The 16,835-nt window shown below is 70.0% G+C and carries 13 protein-coding genes; 9 read left to right on the forward strand and 4 right to left on the reverse strand.

The window, feature by feature from the left end; all coding sequences use genetic code 11:
* Positions 1-15: 15 nt before the first annotated feature.
* Together ACFW01_RS08000 and eccCa are read right to left on the reverse strand one after the other, a co-directional pair.
* Positions 16-504 carry a hypothetical protein gene (locus tag ACFW01_RS08000; protein WP_234961444.1) on the reverse strand — a complete coding sequence of 163 codons (489 nt, stop codon included), beginning with the start codon at positions 502-504 and terminating at the stop codon, positions 16-18.
* Between the two features lie 71 nt (positions 505-575).
* Positions 576-4,541, reverse strand: coding sequence for a type VII secretion protein EccCa (eccCa, locus tag ACFW01_RS08005; protein WP_384502636.1), 3,966 nt, complete (start codon positions 4,539-4,541; stop codon positions 576-578).
* Between the two features lie 161 nt (positions 4,542-4,702).
* Here eccCa and eccD point away from each other — a divergent pair, with 161 nt between their 5' ends.
* From eccD to ACFW01_RS08035, 6 genes are all read left to right on the forward strand, one after another.
* Positions 4,703-6,172 carry a type VII secretion integral membrane protein EccD gene (gene eccD, locus ACFW01_RS08010; RefSeq protein WP_234961442.1) on the forward strand — a complete coding sequence of 490 codons (1,470 nt, stop codon included), beginning with the start codon at positions 4,703-4,705 and terminating at the stop codon, positions 6,170-6,172.
* Between the two features lie 230 nt (positions 6,173-6,402).
* Positions 6,403-6,690 (forward strand): 30S ribosomal protein S15, encoded by a 288-nt coding sequence (gene rpsO / locus ACFW01_RS08015; RefSeq protein WP_064730122.1) that lies wholly within the window; start codon positions 6,403-6,405, stop codon positions 6,688-6,690.
* A gap of 332 nt (positions 6,691-7,022) precedes the next feature.
* A complete protein-coding gene (locus tag ACFW01_RS08020) occupies positions 7,023-9,242 on the forward strand; it encodes a polyribonucleotide nucleotidyltransferase (protein ID WP_234961441.1) in 2,220 nt (739 codons plus the stop codon).
* Positions 9,239-10,618, forward strand: coding sequence for a M16 family metallopeptidase (locus tag ACFW01_RS08025; protein WP_384502637.1), 1,380 nt, complete (start codon positions 9,239-9,241; stop codon positions 10,616-10,618). Before ACFW01_RS08020 ends, ACFW01_RS08025 begins: the two co-directional genes overlap by 4 nt.
* A gap of 26 nt (positions 10,619-10,644) precedes the next feature.
* Positions 10,645-11,397 carry a 4-hydroxy-tetrahydrodipicolinate reductase gene (gene dapB / locus ACFW01_RS08030; RefSeq protein ID WP_234961439.1) on the forward strand — a complete coding sequence of 251 codons (753 nt, stop codon included), beginning with the start codon at positions 10,645-10,647 and terminating at the stop codon, positions 11,395-11,397.
* A gap of 36 nt (positions 11,398-11,433) precedes the next feature.
* Complete coding sequence (locus tag ACFW01_RS08035) at positions 11,434-11,889, forward strand: hypothetical protein (protein WP_234961438.1); 456 nt, start codon at positions 11,434-11,436, stop codon at positions 11,887-11,889.
* 47 nt (positions 11,890-11,936) lie between these two features.
* Here the strand turns inward: ACFW01_RS08035 and ACFW01_RS08040 are convergent, their stop codons facing one another.
* On the reverse strand, positions 11,937-12,491 hold the full coding sequence (locus tag ACFW01_RS08040; protein WP_234961437.1) for a hypothetical protein: 555 nt from the start codon (positions 12,489-12,491) through the stop codon (positions 11,937-11,939).
* Positions 12,492-12,617: 126 nt separating this feature from the next.
* Complete coding sequence (locus ACFW01_RS08045) at positions 12,618-12,857, reverse strand: hypothetical protein (protein WP_234961436.1); 240 nt, start codon at positions 12,855-12,857, stop codon at positions 12,618-12,620.
* Between the two features lie 176 nt (positions 12,858-13,033).
* Here ACFW01_RS08045 and thyX point away from each other — a divergent pair, with 176 nt between their 5' ends.
* The 3 genes from thyX to ACFW01_RS08060 all read left to right on the forward strand — a co-directional run bounded on the left by thyX (position 13,034) and on the right by ACFW01_RS08060 (position 16,710).
* On the forward strand, positions 13,034-13,774 hold the full coding sequence (gene thyX, locus ACFW01_RS08050; protein WP_384502638.1) for an FAD-dependent thymidylate synthase: 741 nt from the start codon (positions 13,034-13,036) through the stop codon (positions 13,772-13,774).
* Positions 13,775-13,971: 197 nt separating this feature from the next.
* A complete protein-coding gene (dapA, locus tag ACFW01_RS08055) occupies positions 13,972-14,871 on the forward strand; it encodes a 4-hydroxy-tetrahydrodipicolinate synthase (protein ID WP_234961435.1) in 900 nt (299 codons plus the stop codon).
* 153 nt (positions 14,872-15,024) lie between these two features.
* The gene (locus tag ACFW01_RS08060; protein WP_122615089.1) at positions 15,025-16,710 is read left to right on the forward strand and encodes a ribonuclease J; all 1,686 of its coding nucleotides are present in this window, start codon (positions 15,025-15,027) and stop codon (positions 16,708-16,710) included.
* The last annotated feature ends 125 nt before the right edge of the window (positions 16,711-16,835 follow it).

Raw genomic sequence — 16,835 nt, forward strand, 5'->3', positions numbered from 1 at the left:
CGGGATGCTCACCCATCACAGCCCCTCATCGCTCGACGTGTCCGTCGTCGGCGGCCCGCCGCGTCGTTCGGCATACGGATCACGCCCCGCCACGTAGTACTTCTCCGCCTCGGCGTTGACCGCCCGCATCCGTGCCCGGATGTCGCCGTCGAGGTTCTCGTAGCCGACCCGCGATGCCTGCACCGCCAGTCCCATGCCCTCGATCTGCGCGCTGAGCGCCTTGGACAGCTTCTCCAGCTCGTCGTGGACGACGGCGTACGAGTCGTAGAGGAACTGTGCCTCTTTGAACTCCGCCGAGCCCAGGTGCGAGCGTGTCAGCTTGTCCTGGCCGACCTTGCCCGGTGCTGCCTCGGACCTGTCGAGCTCCAGCAGCAATTCGTCGACACGCTTCTTGAAGCCCGTCATGGCGTCGTGCTGGATGTCCAGCGCCATCGCCGGATTCACGTGGGACAGGTTGTCGAACGACCTCCCCGTGTCCGGTGCGTCGCCCCCGTTCGAACCCACCTCAACCGCCTCCCCGTTCACACCAGTTGTGTCACGTCGTGTCACGCCGAGTCACCACTCGAACGATCACTTTAATGCCGCTGCGGAAGCAGGCCCACCTGAATCAGCGGCGTACCGCGCTTGCGTGACACGAACACGCCACGCCCCGGCGGCATGGGCCGCCCCCGGACGTTGCCGAGGATGTCGCCCTCGCTGGGGTCGCCCGAGAGGATCACCCCCTGTGCGCCCAGCTCTTTCAGACGCTGCAGGAACGACTCGTACATCGCCCGGGACGCGCCCGCCGAGCTGCGCGCGACGATGAACTTCACGCCCACGTCGCGGGCGAACGGCAGGTGCTCCACGAGCTGCGCCAGCGGGTTGCCGGACCCCGCCGCGACCAGTTCGTAGTCGTCGACGACGACGAACAGCTGCGGGCCGCTCCACCAGCTGCGGTCCCGCAACTGCTGCGGGGTGATGTCCGGCTTGGGAGCGCGCATCTCCATGAACCGGTTGACGGCGTCCATGTGGACCTGCATCGCCGACGCCATGGGGGCGTACTCCAGCAGGTGCTCCTCCGACACCGCCTCCAGCATGGTGCGCCGGTAGTCGCCGACGACGATCCGGGCCTCGGCGGGGGTGTAGCGTTCCGCGATCTGCTTGGCGATCAGCCGGAGCAGGTTCGTCTTCCCGGACTCGCTGTCGCCGAAGACCAGCAGGAACGGGTCGGTGTCCAGGTCGACGAAGACCGGCTCCAGGTTCGCCTCGTCGATACCGATGGCGATGCCGTGCTGGGGGAACTCGAAACCCTTGGGCAACTGGTCGGCCGGGAGCTTGCGCGGCAGCAGCCGCACCTTGGGCGCTGGCGGTCCGGCCCAGTTGTCCTTGACCGCCCGCACCAGCTGCGCCGTGGCCTCCGAGAGGCTCTCGACGTCCGGGACCGAGTCGATCCGCGGCAGCGCGGTCATGAAGTGCAGCTTCTGCGGCACCTGCCCCCGGCCTGGTACCCCCGTCGGCACGTTCAGCGCGACCTTGCGGTCGAACTCCGAGTCCATGGCGTCGCCCAGCCGCAGTTCGAGGCGGCCGAGGATCTGGTCCTTCAGAGCCGCACGCACTTCCATGTAGCGCGACGCGGAGAGCACCACGTGGACGCCGTAGCCTAGTCCGCGGCCGGCGATGTCGTGGACGACCCCCTCCAGTCCCTCGTAGTCGCTCCGGAAGTTGCCCCATCCGTCGACGACCAGGAAGACGTCGCCCCACTGCTCACCGGGCAGCTCGCCCGCCGCGCGGCGCCGGCGGTAGGTGGTCACCGAGTCGATGCCGTGCGTCCGGAAGAACTGCTCGCGGCGGTTGAGGATGCCGGCCACCTCCGCGACCGTACGACGCACCCGCTCGGGATCCAGGCGGGACGCCACACCTCCCACATGCGGCAGGTCGCTCATCGACGCGAGCCCTCCGCCACCGAAGTCCAGGCAGTAGAACTGCACCTCGTACGGCGAGTGGGTGAGCGTGAACGACGCGATCAGCGCCCGCAACAGCGTCGACTTGCCCGACTGGGGGCCACCCACCACCAGCATGTGTCCCGCGGCCGCCGAGAAGTCCTGGTACAGGACCTCCCGCTTCTGCTCGAAAGGCTTGTCGATCAGGCCGAGCGGCACCGTCAGCCCGCCCAGCCGCGTGTACTCCGGCGCGTGCACCCCGCGCTCGGGCGTGACCGCCAACGCGGGCAGCAACTGGTCCATGGTGGGTGCCTCGTCCAAGGGCGGAAGCCATACCTGGTGCGCTGCCACACCCTGCCCCTCCAGACGCTGCACGATGACGTCCAAAACGGTGTCCGCCAGGGCGTCGTCATCCTGTCGTCGCGCGGCGTCACGTACGGCCCGCTCCGGGTCGGGTGCGGCGTAGGTCACCGGCACGGGAACCGCGGTGAACAGGGCCGGCCTGCGCTCGATGGGCACCGGGCTCGCGGAGGTGTCCGGCCCGCCCCCGCGGTAGGGCCCCGACACGTAGGCGGCCTTGAACCGGACCATCTCGTCCGTACCGAACTTCAGGTAGCCCGAACCGGGCACGGACGGCAGGTGGTACGCGTCCGGGACCCCCAGGGCCGCACGTGACTCGGCCGCCGAGAAGGTGCGCAGACCGACCCGGTACGACAGGTAGGTGTCGAGACCGCGCAGACGCCCCTCCTCGAGTCGCTGCGAGGCGAGCAGCAGGTGCACACCCAGGGAGCGGCCGATCCGGCCGATCTGGATGAACATGTCGATGAAGTCCGGCTTGGCGGTGAGAAGTTCGCTGAACTCGTCGATCACGAGCACGAGAGACGCCAGCGGCTCCAGCGGTGCGCCCGCGGCCCGGGCCTTCTCGTAGTCGTGGAGGTTGGCGTAGTTGCCGGCCGAGCGCAGCAGCTCCTGGCGGCGCTGCAGCTCTCCGCGGACCGCATCACCCATACGGTCGACCAGGGTCAGGTCGTCGGCGAGATTGGTGATCACCGCGGCGACGTGCGGCATCTGCGACATACCGGCGAAGGTCGCGCCGCCCTTGAAGTCCGCCAGCACGAAGTTCAGCGTCTCGGAGGAGTGGGTGACGGCCAGACCCAGCACCAGGGTGCGCAGCAGCTCGGACTTGCCGGAGCCCGTCGCGCCCACGCACAGCCCGTGCGGGCCCATGCCGTCCTGTGCGGCCTCCTTGAGGTCCAGCATCACCGGCCTGCCGTCCTCGCCGACGCCGATCGGCACGCGCAGCCGCTCCGGCGTGGACCGGGGGCGCCAGGTGCGTCGTACGTCCACCGAGGCGGCGTCGTCCAGCCCGAGCAACTCGGTGAAGTCCAGGTTGGCCAGGAGCGGCTCGTCGTCGTCACCCCCGCCCATGTGCAGTGGCGCGAGCTGCCTGGCCAGCGCCTCCGCGGCGGGCAGCGGCATGGTGTCGGGCACACCCTCGTAGGCGACACCGCCGCCGGAGTCCAGCCACAGCCGATCCGGACGTACGACGACCGAGAGATCCCCCCTCGGCTGGTCGAGCTCACCGGCGACCACCTCGACGATCGTGACGCCCTGCAGGCCCTCCGCGGAGGCGAAGGCCGACGTCGGCGGCACCATGCCGCCGTCCAGCACCACGAGGATGTGGGGCTGGTCGAAGAGTGGCCGGCCGTCACGGCTGAAACGCGGACGTCCGTCGAGGTGGGCGGCCAGCAGCGGTTCCAACTCGCCGAGGTCGTCACCGAACAGGCGTCGGCTGCCGGCACCGTCCAGCTGCCCGGCCGCCTGACAGTGCGGCAGCCACTTGGTCCAGTCCCAGCGGCTCACCGCTCCGGACGCGGTGACCACGGCGACGACCAGGTCGTCGGGGGAGTGCAGGGTGGCGGCCTGGGCCACCAGCGCACGGGCCGTGGACCGGGACTGCTCCGCGTCGCCGGACACTGTCACGTGGTAGAAGGCACGCAGCGACACCGCCACCGGCAGGGCGTCCAACTGACCGTGCACGGCGAGGAAACGCTGCATGGCGCCCGCACACAGCGGTTCCAGCTCGTCCACCGGTGCGGTGTCCGGCGCGACGAGGGGCGTCGACAGCTGCTGCGGCCCGAGACCGAGGCGGACCTGCCCGAAGTCGCCGTCGCCGACCCGCCTTTCCCACACCCGGCTGCCCTCGGCGGCCACGGCCCACAACTGGTCGGGTGCTGGGTGCAGATACAACTGCGCGTCACGCTGCCGCAGCGCCGTCCGGCGGATCCGGCGCCTGGTCTGCGCGAGATAGCGAAGGTAGTCGCGGCGCACATCGGCCATCTGCCCTTGCGTGCCCCGGCGATAGCGGATGATCTGCGCGATCACCATCGCGGCCGTCGACATCAGCATGACCACGCCCATGATCCGCATAAAGGGATGAGCGTTGGGCGACGCGAAGTAGAACACCACCGACGAGCCCATGCCGAGCGTCGGCAGCACCTGCATCAGCACGCCCTCCTGCTGCCCGCGCGGCAGTTCGGGCGGAGTTTCCAGGAGCAACTCGTCCGAGGGCACGTCGGGCGGCAGCGTACGAGGCGGGCGCTTGATGACGATCTGGCTCACCGAAGCTTCAATCCCCCCATGCGGAGCGGCCAATTCCCACCGGCGCCCCCGTGGCACCGGCCGTTCTCCGCTGCTCGGGGATCCTACGCGTCGTGACGGAGGGTGCCTGTCGGTAGGGTGACCGACGCAGTGCACATCAGCGAAACAGGGGGTCAGTGAAGGTGAGTTCCACCACGGCAACGGGTTTCTGCCGAGTCACCGTCGTGGCGCCCGACGCCCGGATCGACGTGGCACTTCCGGTGGACCTGCCCGTGGCCGACCTCTATCCCGAGATCCTGCGCCTGGCCGAGCAGAGCCAGTCCGCCGGTACGCCAACCGGTTACCACCTTGTGCGCAGGGACGGTCGCGTCATCGACGGCGCGCGCACGCTCGCCGAAGAGAGGGTCCTCGACGGAGAAGTACTGAGTCTGCGCCCCTTCGCCGAGTCACTCCCGCCGGCCGTCTACGACGACGTGTCCGACGCCGTCGCCTCCGCTGTCGTGCGCGACCGTCACCTTTGGAGCGACGACCTGCTGCGAGCGGCCGGCCTCGTCGGCGGCGCACTGCTGGCACTGATGATCGGCTTCGTCCTCTGGTACGCCGACCCTGTGCGCCACGACATGCACGGCTTGCCCGGCATCGTCGCCGGCGGGCTCGGCGCGCTGCTCACCGCGTTCGCCGGTATACGGGTGCGCGTGTACGCGGACCGTGCCTCGGCGACCGCGCTCGGGTTGCCTGCTCTGGCGCTGCTGCTGATCGCCGGATCAGGGATCGTGGGCCCGGACGCCGGGCAAGGGCCGGGGAAACTGCAGTTCCTGCTCGGCTGCGTGACCGTGCTGGTGGCCTCGGTGGCCCTGGTGGCGCTGGCCCCCGGCTCGGACGCCCCGTTCGTGGCGGCCACGTTCCTCGCGGCCGTCGGGTCCCTCGCGACCTTCCTTGCCATCGTCGCGGACGCGACCGCGACCGAGAGCGCCGCCGTGTGCGGCCCCTGCGCGATCGGTCTGGTCGCTTTTCTGCCGGGAATGTCGGCGCGGTTCGCCCGCCTGCCCATCGGTTACGCGGCGCCGCGCTCCGCGGCCCAGGACACCTTCGATCCGGATCTCGCGCACGGTCCGGAGATCGAGCCGCTCGACGCCGAGCGCATCGCGGCCCAGGCGCGACGGGGACATGAATTGCTGCTGGGGCTGGTCGGGGGCACCGCCGCGGTCGTGGTCGGGGCCGGGGCCGTACTCGGCTTCTCGGACGATGCCTGGGCCCAGCTTCTGGCCTTGGCCGTCGGCCTGTCCATGCTGATCCGGGCGCGACTGTTCCGCTACACGTCCCAGGTGGCGTGTGTGCTGGTGGCGGGACTGGTGGCGATCGTCCTGCTGCTGCTCGGCCTCGCGCTGAACCCGCCCACGGCCGCGCTGACCGAGTTCGTCCTGCACGGTGACCGGGGAGATCTCGACCTGCGGACCATCTGGCTGACCGCGGCGATCGCGGCGGGCGCCGCTCTGGTGACCGCCATCGGGCTCGTCGTCCCACGCAAGGGTCTGTCCCCGTTCTGGGGCAGACTGCTCGACCTGACGGAGGGAGCCGTCCTGCTGACGCTGGTCCCCCTCTGCCTGGCGGCGCTGGGAGTGCTCACCGAGGTCCGCTCCATGACCGGCTGACAGGCTGGGCGGCTGACCGGCTGTGTGGCTGACCCGAGCGCGGGGAGGGCGGTACCGCCGGACTGGTACGCTGTGTGACGGCCGTATGTGTACGCGCCCCCGGAGCCCTGAGCCCTGCCTCAGCCCCGGAGGCCGCGCCCAGCGGATCCCCGCCTTCCGAGTTACGGAAGATCCCCCGAGACGTAGACCGGGGGCACTCGGTGGCCACACACAGACTAAGAGGAGTACGCGTGTCGCTCGACGCCGCAGTGAAGAAGCAGATCGTCTCCGAGTTCGGTACCAAGGAGGGCGACACCGGCTCCCCCGAGGTCCAGGTCGCGCTCCTGTCCCGTCGGATCTCCGACCTGACCGAGCACCTCAAGACCCACAAGCACGACCACCACTCCCGTCGTGGTCTGCTGATCCTGGTCGGCCAGCGCCGCCGGCTGCTGCAGTACCTCGCCAAGAAGGACATCCAGCGCTTCCGTGCGCTGGTCGAGCGCCTCGGCATCCGCCGCGGTGCGGCGGGCGCCAAGTAGGACGCCGTGAAGGGAGCGGTTCCCATTCGTTCGGGGGCCGCTCCCTTTGCTGTACGTGCGCGGTGTCGCCGTCCCTTTGTAGTGTGGTATCGGACACAACACCTACAGACACAGCACCTACAGACACAGCACGTACGACGTAGGACTCGACGAACGAAACGAGGAGAAGCGCGCTTCGCCGCCGCCGGTCCTCGGTAGTGGCCCCCGGGGGCAGAATCCCGGGTGCTTCGATCGAAGACCGGCCCGCATTGCACGGAGCGCTTCTCCGCGACCGTCCCCCCGCCACACGGGCGAGGCGGGACGAAAGACGACAAGTAACGGAGAAGACACTAGTGGAGAACGAGACCCACTACGCCGAAGCCGTGATCGACAACGGCGCCTTCGGCACCCGCACCATCCGCTTCGAGACGGGACGGCTGGCCAGGCAGGCCGCCGGTTCCGCCGTGGCGTACCTGGACGACGACACCATGGTGCTGTCGGCCACCAGCGCCTCCAAGAACCCCAAGGACCAGCTCGACTTCTTCCCGCTCACGGTGGACGTCGAGGAGCGGATGTACGCCGCCGGCAAGATCCCCGGCAGCTTCTTCCGTCGTGAGGGCCGCCCCTCCGAGGACGCCATCCTCACCTGCCGCCTGATCGACCGCCCCCTGCGCCCGTCCTTCAAGAAGGGCCTGCGCAACGAGATCCAGGTCGTCGCCACGATCATGGCCCTCAACCCCGACCACCTGTACGACGTCGTGGCGATCAACGCCGCCTCCGCGTCCACGCAGCTGGCCGGCCTGCCCTTCTCCGGCCCGATCGGCGGCGTCCGCGTCGCGCTGATCCGCGGCCAGTGGGTGGCCTTCCCGACGCACACCGAGCTCGAGGACGCCGTCTTCGACATGGTCGTCGCGGGCCGCGCCCTGGAGGACGGCGACGTCGCGATCATGATGGTCGAGGCCGAGGCCACCGAGAAGACCGTCAAGCTCGTCGAGGGCGGCGCCGAGGCCCCCACCGAGGAGGTCGTCGCCGCCGGTCTCGAGGCCGCGAAGCCCTTCATCAAGGTGCTGTGCCGCGCCCAGGCCGACCTCGCCGCGAAGGCCGCCAAGCCGACCGGCGAGTTCCCGGTCTTCCTGGACTACCAGGACGACGTCCTGGAGGCCCTCACCGGCGCCGTCAAGCCCGAGCTCTCCCAGGCGCTCACCATCGCCGGCAAGCAGGAGCGCGAGGCCGAGCTGGACCGCGTCAAGACGCTCGCCGCCGAGAAGCTCCTCCCGGAGTTCGAGGGCCGCGAGAAGGAGATCTCCGCCGCGTACCGCTCGCTGACCAAGTCCCTGGTCCGTGAGCGCGTCATCAAGGAGAAGAAGCGCATCGACGGCCGCGGTGTCACCGACATCCGCACCCTGGCCGCCGAGGTCGAGGCCATCCCGCGCGTGCACGGTTCCGCGCTGTTCGAGCGTGGCGAGACCCAGATCCTGGGCGTCACCACCCTCAACATGCTCCGCATGGAGCAGCAGCTGGACACCCTCTCCCCGGTGACCCGCAAGCGCTACATGCACAACTACAACTTCCCGCCGTACTCCGTCGGCGAGACCGGCCGCGTCGGCTCCCCGAAGCGCCGCGAGATCGGCCACGGCGCCCTCGCCGAGCGCGCCATCGTGCCGGTGCTGCCGACCCGCGAGGAGTTCCCCTACGCGATCCGCCAGGTGTCCGAGGCCCTCGGCTCCAACGGCTCGACGTCCATGGGCTCGGTCTGCGCCTCCACCATGTCGCTGCTGAACGCCGGTGTGCCGCTGAAGGCCCCCGTCGCCGGTATCGCCATGGGCCTGATCTCCCAGGAGATCAACGGCGAGACGCACTACGTCGCCCTCACCGACATCCTCGGTGCGGAGGACGCCTTCGGCGACATGGACTTCAAGGTCGCCGGCACCAAGGAGTTCGTGACCGCCCTCCAGCTCGACACCAAGCTGGACGGCATCCCCGCTTCCGTCCTGGCCGCCGCCCTCAAGCAGGCCCGTGACGCCCGCCTCCACATCCTCGACGTGATGATGGAAGCGATCGACACGCCGGACGAGATGTCCCCGAACGCGCCGCGGATCATCACCGTGAAGATCCCGGTCGACAAGATCGGCGAGGTCATCGGCCCCAAGGGCAAGATGATCAACCAGATCCAGGAGGACACGGGCGCCGACATCACGATCGAGGACGACGGCACCATCTACATCGGTGCCGCCGACGGCCCGGCCGCCGAGGCCGCCCGCGCCACGATCAACGGCATCGCCAACCCGACCATGCCCGAGGTCGGCGAGCGCTACCTGGGCACGGTCGTGAAGACGACCACCTTCGGCGCGTTCGTCTCCCTGCTGCCCGGCAAGGACGGTCTGCTGCACATCTCGCAGATCCGCAAGCTGGCCGGCGGCAAGCGCGTGGAGAACGTCGAGGACGTCCTCGGTGTGGGCCAGAAGGTCCAGGTCGAGATCGCCGAGATCGACTCGCGCGGCAAGCTCTCCCTGATCCCCGTGGTCGAGGGCGAAGAAGACGGCGAAGACAAGAAGGACGACGGCGACAAGTGACGCCCCGTGGCTCCCAGGCGACGGCCCGCACCTCCTCGGAGGCGCGGGCCGTCGCCCGTACCCAAACCCTGATCAAGGGCGAGCACGGCACCGGCACGGTCCGCCGGACCACCCTCCCGGGCGGCCTGCGGATCGTCACCGAGACCCTGCCCTCGGTCCGCTCGGCGACCTTCGGCATCTGGGCCCACGTCGGCTCCCGCGACGAGACCCCGGCCCTGAACGGCGCCACCCACTACCTGGAGCACCTGCTCTTCAAGGGCACCCGCAGGCGCAGCGCCCTGGACATCTCCGCCGCCCTCGACGCCGTCGGCGGCGAGATGAACGCGTTCACGGCGAAGGAGTACACGTGCTACTACGCACGCGTGCTCGACACCGACCTGCCGCTCGCCATCGACGTCGTGTGCGACATGCTGACCGGCTCCCTGATCCAGGAGGAGGACGTCGACGTCGAACGCGGCGCCATCCTCGAAGAGATCGCGATGACCGAGGACGACCCGGGCGACTGCGTGCACGACCTCTTCGCGCACACCATGTTCGGCGACAGCGCCCTCGGCCGCCCCGTCCTCGGCACGGTCGACACGGTCAACGCCCTCACCGCCGACCGCATCCGCCGCTTCTACAAGAAGCACTACGACCCCACCCACCTGGTGGTCGCCGCGGCCGGCAACGTCGACCACAACAAGGTCGTACGCCAGGTCCGCGCCGCCTTCGAGAAGGCCGGCGCCTTCCGGGAGCCGGTGGCCGCGCCCGTCGCCCCGCGCGACGGACGGCGCACCGTCCGGGCCGCCGGGCGCATGGAGCTGATCGGCCGCAGGACCGAGCAGGCCCACGTCATCCTGGGCATGCCGGGCCTGGCCCGCACCGACGACCGGCGCTGGGCGATGGGCGTGCTCAACACCGCCCTCGGCGGCGGCATGTCCTCGCGTCTGTTCCAGGAGGTCCGTGAGAAGCGCGGCCTCGCCTACAGCGTGTACTCGTACACCTCGGGCTTCGCCGACTGCGGCCTCTTCGGCGTCTACGCGGGCTGCCGGCCATCGCAGGTCCACGACGTGCTGAAGATCTGCCGCGACGAGCTGGACCACGTCGCCGAGCACGGCCTGACCGACGACGAGATCAGCCGCGCCGTCGGTCAGCTCCAGGGCTCCACGGTCCTCGGCCTGGAGGACACCGGCGCGCTGATGAACCGCATCGGCAAGAGCGAGCTGTGCTGGGGCGAGCAGATGTCCGTCGACGACATGCTGGCCCGGATAGCCTCGGTCACGCCGGACGACGTCCGCGCGGTCGCCCGCGATGTCCTGGGGCAGCGGCCCTCGCTGTCGGTCATCGGCCCGCTGAAGGACAAGCAGGCGTCCCGGCTGCACGACGCCGTCGCCTAACGATCCCCGGTAAGGAAGCAAGAGACATGAGCAAGCTGCGCGTGGCCGTCCTCGGTGCCAAGGGCCGGATCGGCTCCGAGGCGGTACGGGCGGTCGAGGCCGCCGAGGACATGGAGCTGGTCGCCGCCCTGGGCCGGGGCGACAGCCTGGACACGCTGGCCGACACCGGCGCCCAGGTCGCCGTCGAGCTGACCACCCCCGCCTCGGTGATGGACAACCTCGACTACTGCGTACGCCACGGCATCCACGCCGTCGTCGGCACCACCGGCTGGACCGACGAACGCCTCGCGCGGCTGAACTCCTGGCTCGACGCCTCCCCGGAGACGGGCGTGCTCATCGCGCCCAACTTCTCCATCGGCGCCGTGCTCACCATGAGGTTCGCGCAGCTCGCCGCCCCTTACTTCGAGTCCGTCGAGGTCGTCGAGCTGCACCACCCGAACAAGGTGGACGCCCCCAGCGGCACCGCCACCCGCACCGCCCAGCTGATCGCCGAGGCGCGGCAGAAGGCAGGCTCCGCTCCGGCGCCCGACGCCACTGCCACCGCCCTGGACGGTGCCCGCGGCGCGGACGTCGACGGTGTCCCGGTCCACGCGATCCGCCTGCGCGGCCTCCTCGCCCACCAGGAGGTCCTGCTCGGCGGCGAGGGGGAGACCCTCACCGTCCGGCACGACTCCCTGCACCACAGCAGTTTCATGACGGGCATCCTGCTGGGCGCCCGCCGGGTGGTCACCACTCCGGGCCTCACCTTCGGCCTGGAACACTTCCTGGACCTGAACTGAGACCCGGCCCGGACCCCGAACAGAGCCCCTGACCCCATGCGCGCGAAGATCTCCTACCTCGTCACGGCCGCCGTCCTGGTCTTCTACTTCGTCCTGGCCGGCGGCCGCGGTGTGATGCTCATCGAGGCCGGCACACCCCTCACCGTCACGTTCGGCGTCGCGGTGCTGATCCTGCCGGTCATCGGCCTCTGGTTCCTGTGGAAGAACACCCAGTTCGTCCGCAGGGCCAACCAGCTCGCCGCAGAACTCGACGCCGAGGGCGGACTGCCCGTGGACGACCTGAAGCGCACCCCCAGCGGCCGCGTCGACCGCGAGTCGGCCGACGAGGTCTTCGCCCTGCGCAAGGCCGAGACGGAGGACGCCCCGGACGACTGGCGCAGCTGGTTCCGCCTGGCCGTCGCCTACCACGACGCCCGTGACACCCCGCGGGCGCGCAAGGCGATGCAGCGGGCGATCGCCCTCCACGACGGCAGGCCCGTCGAGGCGGCCTGAACCTCTGCGCGGTCTGAACCTCTGCGCGGCCTGAATCTCTACGCGGCTCAGACCCGCCGGTACTCGGCGGCCCACGCCTCCACTGCGTCGGCGGCCCGGTCGAAGGCACCCTCGCGGGCGAGGAAGTCGGAGTTGTGCGTGGTCAGCAGGGGCGGCAGCGGGTCCGAGGACCGGCCCTGCCGGACGAGGAGCAGCGCCTGCCCCTGCACCGTGCGCGGCAGCCCGAGCCAGCGCACCGGCTGCTGCACCGTGCGCATGCTGGCGACCTGCTGCCAGGCCACCGTGCGGGTGCTGAGGAAACTCACCTGACGCACTCCGTGCGCGCTCACCCACACGCCCATGCGCAGCATCCGCAGGGCGCAGGCGATGACGACGGCCGCGATGCCGAAGACCACGCCGGCCGAGGAGAGGGTGCCCGTCGCGGCGATGATCACCGCCGCGAACAGCACGAACGAGGCGAGCAGCAGCATCACCGCCGCCGCCCCCACCCGCCAGGGCCCCGGCCGGTAGGGCCGGCGCCACTGGTCGCGGTCGTCGTACGGCAGCGCGACGTCGTCGGCCGCGTCGAAGGCGCGGTCGGCCGTCAGGAAGGGCAGGGGCACGGCTGGTCCTCACTCGTTCCATGGCACATGACATGTGCTGTGCCCGGTGAGGCTACCGACCTGTGTCTGCGGTCACCACTCTCGGGGGTCCGGACGGGAGGCGCCCCCGGCCGTCCCCCGGCCCGCCTAGCGTCCCTCGGACGCCTGTGACGGCTGCTTGTGCGGCGAGGGCTGGTCGGTCGACAGGGCGGGCATCCCGATCAGCAGGGAGCCCACGATCCCGGCGACGACGGTGAGACCGAGCAGCCAGCGTCCGGCCTGCTGGCCGAAGGACGCCCGCTCGCGGGGAGGGGGTGTGACATTGCTGCGGAACCTGTCGGCTTCGGCGACGAAGGCGAACGGCACGGGTTCACGCCGGCGGATCATGGAGCTGCGTCTCCCTTCGGGGACTTACTGCTTCGCTGTTACTCATACAGACGAACGAACGCCCCTCCAGGTGCCCTGTTTCACCGACTTCATTGCGGCACGGCAGTGAAAGCCCGATTCAGCGGTGGCCGTAGAGTGGCCCCGCCAAACGACGAGCTGGGAAGGCCCTCCACACCGTGACCGACACACCCCCCGACGACTCCAAGATCGAACTCCGCAGCGACGTCACCGTCGAGCTGGTCAAGAGCAGCGCGACCGACTCCGACGTGCTGTTCGCCGCCCGGGTCTCCACCGTCGGGGAGCAGTCCCTCGCGGAGCTGGACAAGGACCCGGAGCGCTCCAAGGGCCTGATCAACTACCTCATGCGGGACCGGCACGGCAGCCCGTTCGAGCACAACTCGATGACCTTCTTCATCAGTGCCCCGATCTTCGTCTTCCGCGAGTTCATGCGGCACCGCGTCGGCTGGTCGTACAACGAGGAATCCGGCCGCTACCGGGAGCTCCAGCCGGTCTTCTACGTCCCGGACACCTCCCGCAAGCTGGTCCAGCAGGGCCGGCCCGGCAAGTACGTCTTCGTCGAGGGCAGCCGGGAGCAGTACGAGCTGGTGGGCGGCGCCATGGAGGACTCCTACCGCCAGGCGTACGCCACGTACCAGCGGATGCTCGCCGCCGGCGTCGCCCGCGAGGTGGCCCGCGCGGTGCTCCCCGTCGGCCTGTACTCCTCGATGTACGCCACCTGCAACGCCCGCTCGCTGATGCACTTCCTGGGCCTGCGCACCCAGCACGAGCTGGCGAAGGTGCCCTCCTTCCCGCAGCGGGAGATCGAGATGGTCGGCGAGAAGATGGAGGCGGAGTGGGCCCGGCTCATGCCCCTCACCCACGCCGCCTTCAACGCCAACGGCCGCGTGGCGCCGTAGCGCGTCCCGAAGCCGGGCACACATGTGCGCATCAGCCGCGCGAAGTGTCCGTATTGCGGCGTTTGGAGAAGTTCATCTAGCCTGATCAAAGGGACCCGGCACTGCTTGAACCCCCGAGCAGGCAGTGCCGGGCTCCACCTTCCTCTCGACAGGCCCTAAGGCAGACCTCGCCCTGAGCAACGAGTAGCGTGTAACCCATGGCTCCGACCTCCACTCCGCAGACCCCCTTCGGGCGGGTCCTCACCGCCATGGTCACGCCCTTCACGGCGGACGGCGCACTCGACCTCGACGGCGCCCAGCGGCTCGCCGCCCACCTGGTGGACGCAGGCAACGACGGCCTGATCGTCAACGGCACCACCGGCGAGTCCCCCACCACCAGCGACGCGGAGAAAGCGGACCTCGTACGAGCCGTACTGGAGGCGGTCGGCGACCGGGCCCACGTCGTCGCCGGCGTCGGGACCAACAACACCCAGCACAGCATCGAGCTGGCCCGCGCCGCCGAGCGCGCCGGAGCACACGGCCTCCTGCTGGTCACGCCGTACTACAACAAGCCCCCGCAGGAGGGCCTCTACCTGCACTTCACGGCGATCACCGACGCCGCCGAGCTGCCGGTCATGCTCTACGACATCCCCGGCCGCAGCGGCGTCCCGATCAACACGGAGACCCTGGTCCGCCTCGCGGAGCACCCCCGGATCGTCGCCAACAAGGACGCCAAGGGCGACCTCGGCCGCGCCAGCTGGGCCATCGCACGCTCCGGCCTCGCCTGGTACTCCGGCGACGACATGCTGAACCTGCCGCTGCTCTCCGTGGGCGCGGTCGGCTTCGTCTCCGTCGTCGGCCACGTCGTCACCCCGGAACTGCGCGCCATGGTGGACGCGCACGTCGCCGGTGACGTACAGAAGGCACTGGAGATCCACCAGAAGCTGCTCCCGGTCTTCACCGGCATGTTCCGCACCCAGGGCGTGATGACGGCCAAGGGGGCGCTCGCGCTCCAGGGACTGCCCGCCGGACCGCTGCGCGCGCCGATGGTCGGTCTCACGCCCGAGGAGACCGACCAGCTCAAGATCGATCTTGCCGCCGGCGGGGTACAGCTCTGACAACAGACTTCGCACCACCGCACGGCCGCACGGACTTCACAACTGAATAGGCGGGCCACCGGTGCCCGCGCCCCACACGACAACTGCTTCTGCACGAACGTCACGCGCGCCACGTGCCCACCGGTACGTGGCGCGTGTGGTGAGGAGAGTCTTTTGAGTCATCCGCATCCTGAACTGGGCCGGCCCCCGGCGCTCGCGAAGGGCGGCCTCCGGGTCACCCCGCTCGGCGGCCTGGGCGAAATCGGCCGCAACATGACGGTCTTCGAGTACGGCGGCCGTCTGCTGATCGTCGACTGCGGAGTGCTCTTCCCCGAGGAGGAGCAGCCCGGAATCGACCTGATCCTGCCGGACTTCTCGTCCATCCGGGACCGCCTCGACGACATCGAGGGCATCGTCCTCACCCACGGGCACGAGGACCACATCGGCGGCGTCCCCTTCCTCCTGCGTGAGAAGCCGGACATCCCGCTGATCGGCTCCAAGCTGACCCTCGCCCTCATCGAGGCCAAGCTCCAGGAACACCGCATCCGCCCGTACACCCTCGAGGTGGCGGAGGGGCACCGCGAACGCGTCGGCCCCTTCGACTGCGAGTTCGTCGCGGTCAACCACTCGATCCCGGACGCGCTGGCCGTCGCCATCCGCACCCCCGCGGGCATGGTCGTCCACACCGGCGACTTCAAGATGGACCAGCTCCCGCTGGACGGCCGCCTCACGGACCTGCACGCGTTCGCGCGCCTCAGCGAGGAGGGCATCGACCTCCTCCTGTCCGACTCGACGAACGCCGAGGTCCCGGGCTTCGTCCCGCCGGAGCGGGACATCTCCAACGTCCTGCGCCAGGTCTTCGCCGGCGCCCGCAAGCGGATCATCGTGGCGAGCTTCGCCAGCCACGTCCACCGCATCCAGCAGATCCTGGACGCGGCGCACGAATACGGCCGCCGGGTCGCCTTCGTCGGCCGCTCCATGGTCCGCAACATGGGCATCGCCCGGGACCTCGGCTATCTCAAGGTGCCGCCGGGCCTCGTCGTGGACGTCAAGACCCTCGACGACCTGCCGGACAGCGAAGTGGTCCTGGTCTGCACCGGGTCCCAGGGCGAACCGATGGCCGCGCTGTCCCGCATGGCCAACCGGGACCACCAGATCCGCATCGTCAACGGCGACACGGTGATCCTGGCCTCGTCCCTCATCCCGGGCAACGAGAACGCGGTCTACCGCGTGATCAACGGCCTGACCCGCTGGGGAGCCAACGTCGTCCACAAGGGCAACGCCAAGGTCCACGTCTCGGGCCACGCCTCGGCCGGCGAGCTGCTGTACTTCTACAACATCTGCCGCCCGAAGAACCTGATGCCGGTCCACGGCGAATGGCGCCACCTGCGCGCCAACGCCGAACTGGGCGCCCTGACCGGCGTCCCGCACGACCGCATCGTCATCGCCGAGGACGGCGTCGTCGTCGACCTCGTCGAGGGCAAGGCGAAAATCTCCGGCAAGGTCCAGGCGGGATACGTCTACGTCGACGGCCTCTCCGTCGGTGACGTCGGCGAGCCCGCCCTCAAGGACCGCAAGATCCTCGGCGACGAGGGCATCATCTCGGTCTTCGTGGTCATCGACTCGTCCACCGGCAAGATCACCGCGGGCCCGCACGTCCAGGCCCGCGGCTCGGGCATCGAGGACTCCGCGTTCGCCGCGGTGCTCCCCAAGGTGACCGAGGCGCTGGAGCGCTCGGCCCAGGACGGGGTCGTCGAACCCCACCAGCTCCAGCAGCTGGTGCGCCGGACCCTCGGCAAGTGGGTCTCGGACACGTACCGGCGCCGGCCGATGATCCTCCCTGTCGTGGTGGAGGTCTGACGGACCGTCGCATCTCCGGCAGCGTCAACCTGGAGCGGGGGGGGGGCGCGAGGGTGGAGTTAACGCGCCACCCGCCCAACTAACAAATGCCAAGGGGGCGCGCCGCCCCCCCCCACGGGTGGTGG

The organism is Streptomyces sp. NPDC058985 (assembly GCF_042740985.1).
In the GTDB taxonomy this organism is placed as follows: Bacteria; Actinomycetota; Actinomycetes; order Streptomycetales; family Streptomycetaceae; genus Streptomyces.

Excerpts from the sequence above, each read along its gene's own strand:
- dapB (WP_234961439.1), top strand. The coding sequence starts at position 10,645 with ATGAGCAAGCTGCGCGTGGCCGTCCTCGGTGCCAAGGGCCGGATCGGC.
- ACFW01_RS08035 (WP_234961438.1), top strand. The coding sequence starts at position 11,434 with ATGCGCGCGAAGATCTCCTACCTCGTCACGGCCGCCGTCCTGGTCTTC.
- ACFW01_RS08045 (WP_234961436.1), bottom strand. The coding sequence starts at position 12,857 with ATGATCCGCCGGCGTGAACCCGTGCCGTTCGCCTTCGTCGCCGAAGCC.
- dapA (WP_234961435.1), top strand. The coding sequence starts at position 13,972 with ATGGCTCCGACCTCCACTCCGCAGACCCCCTTCGGGCGGGTCCTCACC.